The sequence below is a fragment of the Alysiella sp. genome, assembly GCF_030525755.1.
Lineage (GTDB): Bacteria > Pseudomonadota > Gammaproteobacteria > Burkholderiales > Neisseriaceae > Simonsiella.
The window spans coordinates 1-8070 of the sequence record NZ_JAUNEC010000004.1; the positions used below are offsets into that span (position 1 = coordinate 1).

An 8070-nucleotide genomic window follows, 5' to 3' on the forward strand; every position below is an offset into this window, starting at 1 on the left:
TTGTCAAAGAAAATTTGAAATAAATTTATACAATAACTGTTTTTAAAGGAAATTTCCCTTGCCTAAATCACTTTCAGCACCCCAACTTACAACAAAAAAGAAGCAATCTAAAAAAATTCCAAAGATTGCTTCTTCCCAATATAATTTAGCACACCAAATCAAAAATCAAGCCAAAGCAGCTTTGGCTTTTTCAACCAATTGAGCGAAAGTGGCTTTATCAAATACAGCCAAATCAGCCAATACTTTGCGGTCAAGTGCAATGGCAGCACGTTTCAAACCGTTCATGAATTTGCTGTATGACAAGCCGTGCTGACGCGCACCTGCATTGATACGGGTAATCCACAATTGACGGAATTGGCGTTTGCGCTGACGGCGGTCGCGGTAAGCGTATTGACCTGCTCTCATCACCGCTTGTTTGGCGATGCGATAGACGTTTTTACGGCGACCACGATAGCCTTTGGCTAACGCAATGACTTTTTTATGACGAGCACGAGCGGTAACACCGCGTTTTACGCGTGGCATAGTTTAACTCCTTTTAAGCGTAGGGCAACATTTTGGCAACAGAAGCCAAATCACGTTCATGCACCATAGAAGTGCCGCGCAACTGGCGTTTGTTTTTGGTGGTTTTTTTGGTCAAGATATGGCGTTTGAACGCATGAGCGCGTTTTACACCACCGTTGCCCAAGACTTTAAAGCGTTTTTTCGCGCTTGATTTGGTTTTCATTTTTGGCATGAGAAAACTCCAATGATTGTTAGATAAGGCATCGGGAGATTGTGAACAATACTTAAAACCCGAAACCACGCTTTTTCGCTGCTCAATAAAACACTTTCCTGATGCAGCGTTGAATCAGGAAAGCGCAAGATTATAGCTTTATTTTTTCTTTGGCGCAACCATCATGACCATTTGGCGACCTTCCATTTTGGGGAATTGTTCCACTTGCCCCTCTTCTGCCAATTCGTCTTTGATACGTTCCAACAGGCGCGCGCCCAATTCTTGGTGCGCCATTTCGCGTCCACGAAAGCGTAAAGTGATTTTCACTTTGTCGCCATCTTCTAAAAATTCGCGGATTTTGCGCATTTTGATGTTGTAGTCGCCATCGTCCGTACCAGGGCGGAATTTGATTTCCTTGATTTGGACTTGCTTTTGTTTTTTCTTGGCTTCATCGCGTTTTTTGGATTGTTCGTATTTGTATTTACCAAAATCCATCAATTTGCAAACGGGTGGTTTGGCGGTGGGGGAAATTTCAACCAAATCCACATCTTGCTCTTCTGCCATAGCCAATGCTTCTTTTAAGCTCACAACGCCGAGTTGTTCGCCTTCTCCACTAATTAAACGCACTTCTTTGGCGGTGATTTCGCCGTTGATTCGTGCTTCGCGTTCTTGCTGTGCGATGATAATGCTCCTACTAAATAATTTATCGAACAACACATTTTACATATGAAAACGTGTTTGAAAAATTTGCATGATTTTACTCGTTTTCAAGCGACATGAAAAGTACAATAAAGCACTTCTTTTAAAGGCGGCACTTTACAAAATTATTCTACTTCTTTAATCCAAGCCTGTTGTATGGCTTCCAATATTTTTTCACCGCTGCGCGTTGGGTCATCATCAAAATCAGGTAACGCTAAAATCAATTCACGCAACTGGGTAAAACGAATGGTATATGGGTCAATATCAGCATGTGCATCATAGAGTTCTTCAGCAATGCGTTGTGTATCAGTCCATTTCACAATTAAGGTATCCTTAAAATTGGGAGAAAATGTAGGGTTTCCAGCCTACCTGAAAATTAAGGCAATCATTATAAACATTGAAAGGCTGCCTGAAAAGGCGCACAATAGCGTTTTTATATTCGGAATCCACTCAAAATGGACAAAAATAAACTGCACCCACAAACTTTAGCAATTCGCGGCAGCAAAATGCAAACGCCGTTTCAAGAACACCATCAGGCTTTATTTTTAACCAGCAGCTTTATGTTTCATGATGCCAAAGAAGGTGCAGCTTTATTTGCCAAAGCCAAAAAAGGTTATACTTATTCGCGTACCGCCAACCCTACTGTCAGCGCATTCCAAGAGCGAATCGCATATTTAGAACAAGGCGAAGCAGGTATTGCAACCGCAACAGGCATGGCTGCAATCCAAGCTGCTATGATGACATTTTTGAATGCTGGAGACCATTTGATTAGCAGCCGCAGCTTATTTGGCACAACAGCAGGTTTCATTACTGGACACTTAATGCGCTTTGGTATTGAGGTTACTTTTGTCTCTCAAACCGATGTTACGGAATGGAAAAAGGCAATCCGTCCCAATACCAAAATGTTATTTTTAGAAACTCCCTCCAATCCACTCAATGAAGTAGCGGATTTGAAGGTCCTATCTGAATTAGCCCATTCAAATAATGCCTTATTGGTCGTGGACAACTGTTTTTGTTCCAGTGCAATACAGCAACCCCTGCGTTTTGGTGCAGACTTATCAATACAATCAGCAACCAAAGCGATTGATGGACAAGGTCGCGTATTGGGTGGCATTGTGTGTGGACGTACTGATTTGGTTAATCAAATTGGCTTGTATGTCAATTCAGCAGGTTTAAGTTTAGCTCCCTTCAATGCTTGGGTATTGCTATCGGGTGCGGAAACCATGTTTTTGCGTACTGAACAAGCCGCCGCATCTGCTTTGAGAATCGCGCAATGGTTACAACAACAAAACCCAGTCAAAGCCGTTTATTATTCTGGGCTGCCTGAACACCCGCAAGCTGATTTAGTGCGAAAACAACAAAGTTCAGGCGGTTTTGTGATCGCATTTGAAGTATGTGGTGGCTTGGAAGCAGCTTGGAAAGTCATTGACAAAGTAGAGATTTTTTCCAGAACAGCCAATTTTGGTGATGTACGTTCCACCATTACCCACCCTTGGACAACCACACACGGCAGAATGTCGATCGAAGACAAACTGGCAGCAGGCATCACAGAAGGTCTAATCCGCATTGCCATCGGTTTGGAATATACCAATGATTTAATTGCAGATTTACAACAAGCTCTGGCTGCCTGAAACACAAACATAAGGATACATCACATGACCGAAGCAGAATTTTCTATGTGGGCATTACGCATTTGCGTAGGTGGATTGGTCATTTTTTTGGGATTCATTATTTGGAACTTGGGTAAAGAATCCAAAGTTGGTAAATTCGGTATGTTTATTCTGTTTTTGGTATTGGGTTTGGGAATTGCAGGATTCTTATTTAAAAATCTTTTAGTGGAATTATTGATGTAAATCACTTTTCAAGCCATCTGAAAACGATAGGCTTTTGCAAAAAAGCAAACACTGTTATGATGTACGTTTCGAATTCCAATGACATCCTAAAAACATGAAAGCATTCAGCGATTTCATTGCCATTATTTTATTTTTTGCTACTTACTCACTTACCAAAAACATGGTAACAGCAACCATTGTTGCCGTTGTGGTAGGTATAATTCAGGCAGCCTATTTATATTGGAAAGAACACAAACTGTCTGCAACACAATGGTTAAGTTTAAGCCTAATCGTGGTATTTGGTGGTTTAACCGTTATTTTCAAAGATGGTGCATTCATCATGCTCAAAACCACCCTACTCACATGGATTATGGCAGCCGTTATGCTTGTCGCTCAACTCATGGGGAAAAATGGTCTCCGTCTCATCATGCCCAAAGAATTTAAATTACCCGATGCAGTATGGAATAAACTTGGCTATGCATGGATAGGCTTTTTTTTCGTTTTGGGTGCCATCAACCTTACCATTGCCTACCCTTTTACACCCGAACGTGAACCCATTTGGATGAACTTCAAGATGTATGGTTACTTACCTCTTACCCTGATTTTTTCATTGGCGCAAGGCATTTATCTGATGCGTCATTTACCAAAGGAAAACCCATAATGTTGTACATATTACTGGCAACCGACACTGAAAACAGCAGTGAAGCACGCGCACAAGCACGCCCAGCCCATTTGGCACGTTTAGCCGAATTAGACAAACAAGGTCGCCTGCTAACTGCAGGTCCAACTCCAATGCCCGATAATCCAGACACCGTTTCAGGCAGCCTGATTATTGCGGACTTTGACAGTTTAGACGATGCAGAAGCATGGGCAGGTAGCGACCCTTATGTAGACGCAGGCGTATATGCTGAATTACTGATTCGCCCATATAAAAAAGTGTTTCCAGAATGAACCCAATTGAAGCACAAATGGCAACCTTGCTCGCGCCATTACAAGCAGAAATCTTTGAATTTGAAGACCAAAGCCATTTACACATCGGTCATTCAGGCAGCAAAGCAGGCGGACATTACGCCATACTTATCGTAAGCAGCTCTTTTCAAGGCATGACACGTTTGGCACGACAACGCCATATACAAACATTATTGGCACCACTTTTTCAAAACAAAACCATTCATGCATTAAGCATTACTGCCAAAAGCCCACAAGAATACTTCCATTAAACCCCTCATCGCACCCAAGAAAGGACTTCCGATGAAACATCACAAAATCGCCGCAGCCATTATGGCTTTCGCCTTTTCAGGCAGCCTTATGGCACAAACCATTGTTACGGTAAACGGCACCAAAATTGACAGCAGCGAAATTGAACGCCGTGCACACAATGTGGTTGCACAAAGTCAAGGTAAAACACAAGACAGTCCAGATTTACGTCGCTTTTTAACTCAAGAATTGGTAACAGAAACCGTCATCACCCAAGAAGCCAAACGTTTAAAATTAGACCAAAGTAAAGAATACAAAAACGCCGAAAGCGACAGTCTCAAAGAGGCCCGTGCAAAAGGTTTAGACAAACACACCAACTTTAAACAAGACTGGGCAGACTATCAAAATCAACTGCTCATCATGGCATATTCAGGTGATGTTCTTAAAAAAAATCCTGTAACCGATACCCAAATTGAAGAACGTTACAAACAAATTCAAAATCGCTATCAAAACAGCGATGAAGTACAACTGGGTGAAATCGTAACCAACAAAACCGAACAAGCCCAAGCAGCCATCAAAGAATTAAACAACAAAAAAAGTTTTGCGGACGTTGCCAAGAAATACAGCATTGACCCCGAAATTAAAAGTGGCAAAAACCTGACTTTGCCTTTCATTGCTCTGGTGGACATGGCACAAGATCGCCCACAAATTCATCAAGCCGTTGCCAACTTAAAAAAAGGTGAGTTCACCAAAACTCCTTTAATTGGCGAACAAATTCAAGTAGTTTACTATGTTCACGACAGACGTCCGATTGTGATTGAACCATTAGAAAAATTAAGTCAAAACATCGGTGCTGTACTGTCCAATGAACGCATTCAATCGGCAATTGATGCCTTACTGCAAAAAGCCAAAATTGAAGTTACCAAATAAACTTACAATATCCCAAATGCCCTTTTAAACAAAGGGCGTTTTCATAGTCGTTTCAAATATAAATATAGTCGCAGAAGTAAAAATGCAATACAAGACGACAGCAATGCCGTAGTACTTTTTCAATTCTGCGACCATACTCGTACACAGCTCTCATTGTCGCCTTGTCCGTGTTCATTTAAAACGACTGTATTCAGATAACACTCATTGCTTTTCAGGCAGCCTCAAAAAAGTTAAAATTTCTCACTTTATTCAATGGCTGCCTAAAAACCAATACAGTCAGACTCAACAACACCCATTTAAAAGACCAAATCATGAAAACCACTATTGTGGATTACGGCATGGGCAACTTGCACTCCGTACTCAAATCCGTTCAAGCAGCCGCGATGCAAAGCGGCATCAGCACCAACATCATTTTAAGCCCATACGCCGAAGACATTCTGTCTGCTGAACGCGTAATATTTCCAGGGCAAGGTGCAATGCCAGATTGCATGGCAGCACTCAACCGCAGCGGTTTAGGCGAGGCTGTGCGTGATGCCTTAAAAAACAAACCCTTTTTTGGTATTTGTGTGGGTGCACAACTGCTGTTTGAACACAGCGAAGAAGGCAACACACAAGGTCTAGGCTGGTTTTCAGGCAGCGTCAAACATTTTATGCCTAATCAAACAGATGAAAAAGGCAATCGCCTAAAAGTACCACACATGGGCTGGAATCGTGTACAGCAAAACCGCAAACACATTTTGTTTAACGGCATCGCAGACCATGAGCATTTCTACTTCGTCCACAGCTATTATTTTTCCCCAAAAAATCACGAAATCATTTTGGGCAGCAGTCAATACCCTGATGAATTTGCCTGTATTATTGGCAAAGACAATGTGTTTGCTACCCAATTTCACACCGAGAAAAGTCATCATGCAGGTTTAAAACTGTTGCAAAATTTCTTAAATTGGCGACCATAATGGTAATTTGATTGTCAATTTGATAATTTAATGTATAAAGTAAAATCAATTTTTAACATATTTATTGTAAAGCCCCATCTCAACCCGCTGCCTGAAAACACTTTTTCCATTTCAGGTAGCCTTGAAAGAAAATAATATGCAACTGATTCCAGCGATAGATTTAAAAAACGGTCAATGTGTACGCCTAAAACAAGGCTTAATGGAACAAGCCACCGTATTTTCAGACAGCCCTGCACAAACCGCCGAACATTGGTACAAACAAGGCGCACGCCGCTTACACTTGGTGGATTTAGACGGCGCATTTGCGGGTGAACCAAAAAATTTTCCAGCCATTGCCAAAATTTTGGCAGCAGTATCAGCACACATTCCCGTCCAATTAGGCGGTGGCATTCGTGACTTACAAACTATTGAAAAATATTTGAATTTAGGTTTAAATGATGTGATTATCGGCACAGCTGCCGTGAAAAATCCCAATTTTGTACGCGAGGCTTGTCGCGAATTTGTAGGGCACATCATCGTGGGATTGGACGCGAAAGATGGTATGGTTGCAATTGACGGTTGGGCAACCGTTACCGAACACCATGTAATTGATTTATCAAAAAGATTTGAAGATGATGGTGTAAACAGCATCATCTACACCGATATTGGACGAGATGGTATGATGAGTGGCGTAAACATCGATGCCACCATCAAATTGGCACAAGCCGTTGATATACCGATTATTGCTTCGGGTGGTTTAACCAATTTAGACGATATTCGTGCTTTGTGTGAAGTTGCTCACGAAGGCGTGGTAGGTGCAATTACAGGACGTGCCATTTATGAAGGCAGCATTGATTTTTCCCAAGCACAACAATTGGCAGATAGCTTATTAACTCATTGACTGATAAATTATCTCACTTAACCATTAAAAATTAAAAAAATATTGAATACAAAACAAACTAAAAAGGAAACAAAAATGGGTGCATATATGTTGATTGCCTTTATTTTAGGCTTTTGGTGCATTTGGTCAGCTAATCGTGAAGTTAATTCCTTATGGGAAGCCTTGATTTTTACTTTGCTTGCGATTACCATCAAATCACTTATGGAATGGAGTGGTGTACCTGTTTTGACCAGTCACATTATGGTAGCGTGGGGTACTTTATTTATTTTCATTGTGATTATTTTGGAACTGGTAGATCGTTTTTCGCACAGCATGGCATATAATATGATACTGGCAGTCATCGGAGCAGTTGGTTGGTTTTTCTTGGCCCAATATTTATTCAGCAAAGAAGGTATGGACAGAATTGCCCACTTGTTGGCTTAATTTCAATATAAAAGCAGATGTCCAGCATCTGCTTTTGTGTTTTCTGGCTTTCCCACTTAAATTTCTCATCATGAAATTCAATCACATTGAACACAACAATAAATGTTCATCATATCAATCAAACAATATGAACACAGTATGATTGTTTCAAATTAACACGGCAAAGCAACAATGCCTGCCGTGTACAAAAATACACGATTTGTATTTGAAACAAACATAAACTGAATGAAACGTAATCACAAAATAATAAACATGAACCTACACCCTACCCCGCAAACACCTGAAAACACTTGGCACGAATTTTTACGTGGTATAAAAGACTGTGCACCCTTATGATGGGTATCATTCCTTTTGGTCTCATTTTAGGCGCACAAGCCGCACAAAAAGGCATGAGTTGGTTGGAAACCATGTTGATGATGGGTATGAATTTTGCAGGTGGTT

The 8070-nt window shown here is 41.1% G+C and carries 13 protein-coding genes and 1 pseudogene; 10 read left to right on the forward strand and 4 right to left on the reverse strand.

Annotation, left to right across the window (positions count from 1 at the left end; translation table 11 throughout):
• Positions 1-165 precede the first annotated feature (165 nt).
• The 4 genes from rplT to iscX all read right to left on the reverse strand — a co-directional run bounded on the left by rplT (position 166) and on the right by iscX (position 1731).
• Positions 166-522, reverse strand: a complete 357-nt coding sequence (gene rplT / locus Q4B82_RS01700; RefSeq protein WP_303064701.1) for a 50S ribosomal protein L20 — start codon at positions 520-522, stop codon at positions 166-168.
• 13 nt (positions 523-535) lie between these two features.
• Positions 536-733 (reverse strand): 50S ribosomal protein L35, encoded by a 198-nt coding sequence (gene rpmI / locus Q4B82_RS01705; protein WP_002641005.1) that lies wholly within the window; start codon positions 731-733, stop codon positions 536-538.
• 138 nt (positions 734-871) lie between these two features.
• Positions 872-1393, reverse strand: a complete 522-nt coding sequence (gene infC / locus Q4B82_RS01710; RefSeq protein ID WP_097114894.1) for a translation initiation factor IF-3 — start codon at positions 1391-1393, stop codon at positions 872-874.
• A gap of 143 nt (positions 1394-1536) precedes the next feature.
• On the reverse strand, positions 1537-1731 hold the full coding sequence (gene iscX / locus Q4B82_RS01715) for a Fe-S cluster assembly protein IscX (RefSeq protein WP_303064703.1): 195 nt from the start codon (positions 1729-1731) through the stop codon (positions 1537-1539).
• A gap of 135 nt (positions 1732-1866) precedes the next feature.
• Between iscX and metZ the strand changes: the two genes are divergently transcribed.
• The 10 genes and pseudogenes from metZ to Q4B82_RS01765 all read left to right on the forward strand — a co-directional run.
• Positions 1867-3042, forward strand: coding sequence for an O-succinylhomoserine sulfhydrylase (gene metZ, locus Q4B82_RS01720; RefSeq protein WP_303064704.1), 1176 nt, complete (start codon positions 1867-1869; stop codon positions 3040-3042).
• A gap of 24 nt (positions 3043-3066) precedes the next feature.
• Positions 3067-3264, forward strand: coding sequence for a DUF2788 domain-containing protein (locus Q4B82_RS01725; RefSeq protein WP_303064705.1), 198 nt, complete (start codon positions 3067-3069; stop codon positions 3262-3264).
• Between the two features lie 94 nt (positions 3265-3358).
• Positions 3359-3904, forward strand: coding sequence for a septation protein A (locus Q4B82_RS01730; protein ID WP_303064706.1), 546 nt, complete (start codon positions 3359-3361; stop codon positions 3902-3904).
• On the forward strand, positions 3901-4194 hold the full coding sequence (locus Q4B82_RS01735) for a YciI family protein (RefSeq protein ID WP_303064771.1): 294 nt from the start codon (positions 3901-3903) through the stop codon (positions 4192-4194). Before Q4B82_RS01730 ends, Q4B82_RS01735 begins: the two co-directional genes overlap by 4 nt.
• Positions 4191-4463 (forward strand): BolA family transcriptional regulator, encoded by a 273-nt coding sequence (locus Q4B82_RS01740; RefSeq protein ID WP_303064707.1) that lies wholly within the window; start codon positions 4191-4193, stop codon positions 4461-4463. Before Q4B82_RS01735 ends, Q4B82_RS01740 begins: the two co-directional genes overlap by 4 nt.
• A gap of 31 nt (positions 4464-4494) precedes the next feature.
• Entirely contained in the window at positions 4495-5370 is an 876-nt protein-coding gene (locus Q4B82_RS01745) for a SurA N-terminal domain-containing protein (protein ID WP_303064708.1), read from the forward strand.
• 311 nt (positions 5371-5681) lie between these two features.
• Positions 5682-6326 carry an imidazole glycerol phosphate synthase subunit HisH gene (gene hisH / locus Q4B82_RS01750; protein WP_303064709.1) on the forward strand — a complete coding sequence of 215 codons (645 nt, stop codon included), beginning with the start codon at positions 5682-5684 and terminating at the stop codon, positions 6324-6326.
• A 136-nt stretch (positions 6327-6462) separates the two neighbouring features.
• The gene (gene hisA / locus Q4B82_RS01755) at positions 6463-7206 is read left to right on the forward strand and encodes a 1-(5-phosphoribosyl)-5-[(5-phosphoribosylamino)methylideneamino]imidazole-4-carboxamide isomerase (protein WP_303064710.1); all 744 of its coding nucleotides are present in this window, start codon (positions 6463-6465) and stop codon (positions 7204-7206) included.
• A 75-nt stretch (positions 7207-7281) separates the two neighbouring features.
• Positions 7282-7629, forward strand: a complete 348-nt coding sequence (locus tag Q4B82_RS01760) for a phosphate transporter (RefSeq protein ID WP_303064711.1) — start codon at positions 7282-7284, stop codon at positions 7627-7629.
• 252 nt (positions 7630-7881) lie between these two features.
• Positions 7882-8070, forward strand: a pseudogene (locus tag Q4B82_RS01765) (hypothetical protein); the annotation flags it as partial.

Coding starts and splice junctions, on each gene's coding strand:
- hisA (WP_303064710.1), top strand. CDS start 6,463: ATGCAACTGATTCCAGCGATAGATTTAAAAAACGGTCAATGTGTACGC.
- metZ (WP_303064704.1), top strand. CDS start 1,867: ATGGACAAAAATAAACTGCACCCACAAACTTTAGCAATTCGCGGCAGC.
- Q4B82_RS01740 (WP_303064707.1), top strand. CDS start 4,191: ATGAACCCAATTGAAGCACAAATGGCAACCTTGCTCGCGCCATTACAA.
- hisH (WP_303064709.1), top strand. CDS start 5,682: ATGAAAACCACTATTGTGGATTACGGCATGGGCAACTTGCACTCCGTA.
- rpmI (WP_002641005.1), bottom strand. CDS start 733: ATGCCAAAAATGAAAACCAAATCAAGCGCGAAAAAACGCTTTAAAGTC.
- Q4B82_RS01730 (WP_303064706.1), top strand. CDS start 3,359: ATGAAAGCATTCAGCGATTTCATTGCCATTATTTTATTTTTTGCTACT.
- Q4B82_RS01760 (WP_303064711.1), top strand. CDS start 7,282: ATGGGTGCATATATGTTGATTGCCTTTATTTTAGGCTTTTGGTGCATT.
- rplT (WP_303064701.1), bottom strand. CDS start 522: ATGCCACGCGTAAAACGCGGTGTTACCGCTCGTGCTCGTCATAAAAAA.
- Q4B82_RS01745 (WP_303064708.1), top strand. CDS start 4,495: ATGAAACATCACAAAATCGCCGCAGCCATTATGGCTTTCGCCTTTTCA.
- Q4B82_RS01725 (WP_303064705.1), top strand. CDS start 3,067: ATGACCGAAGCAGAATTTTCTATGTGGGCATTACGCATTTGCGTAGGT.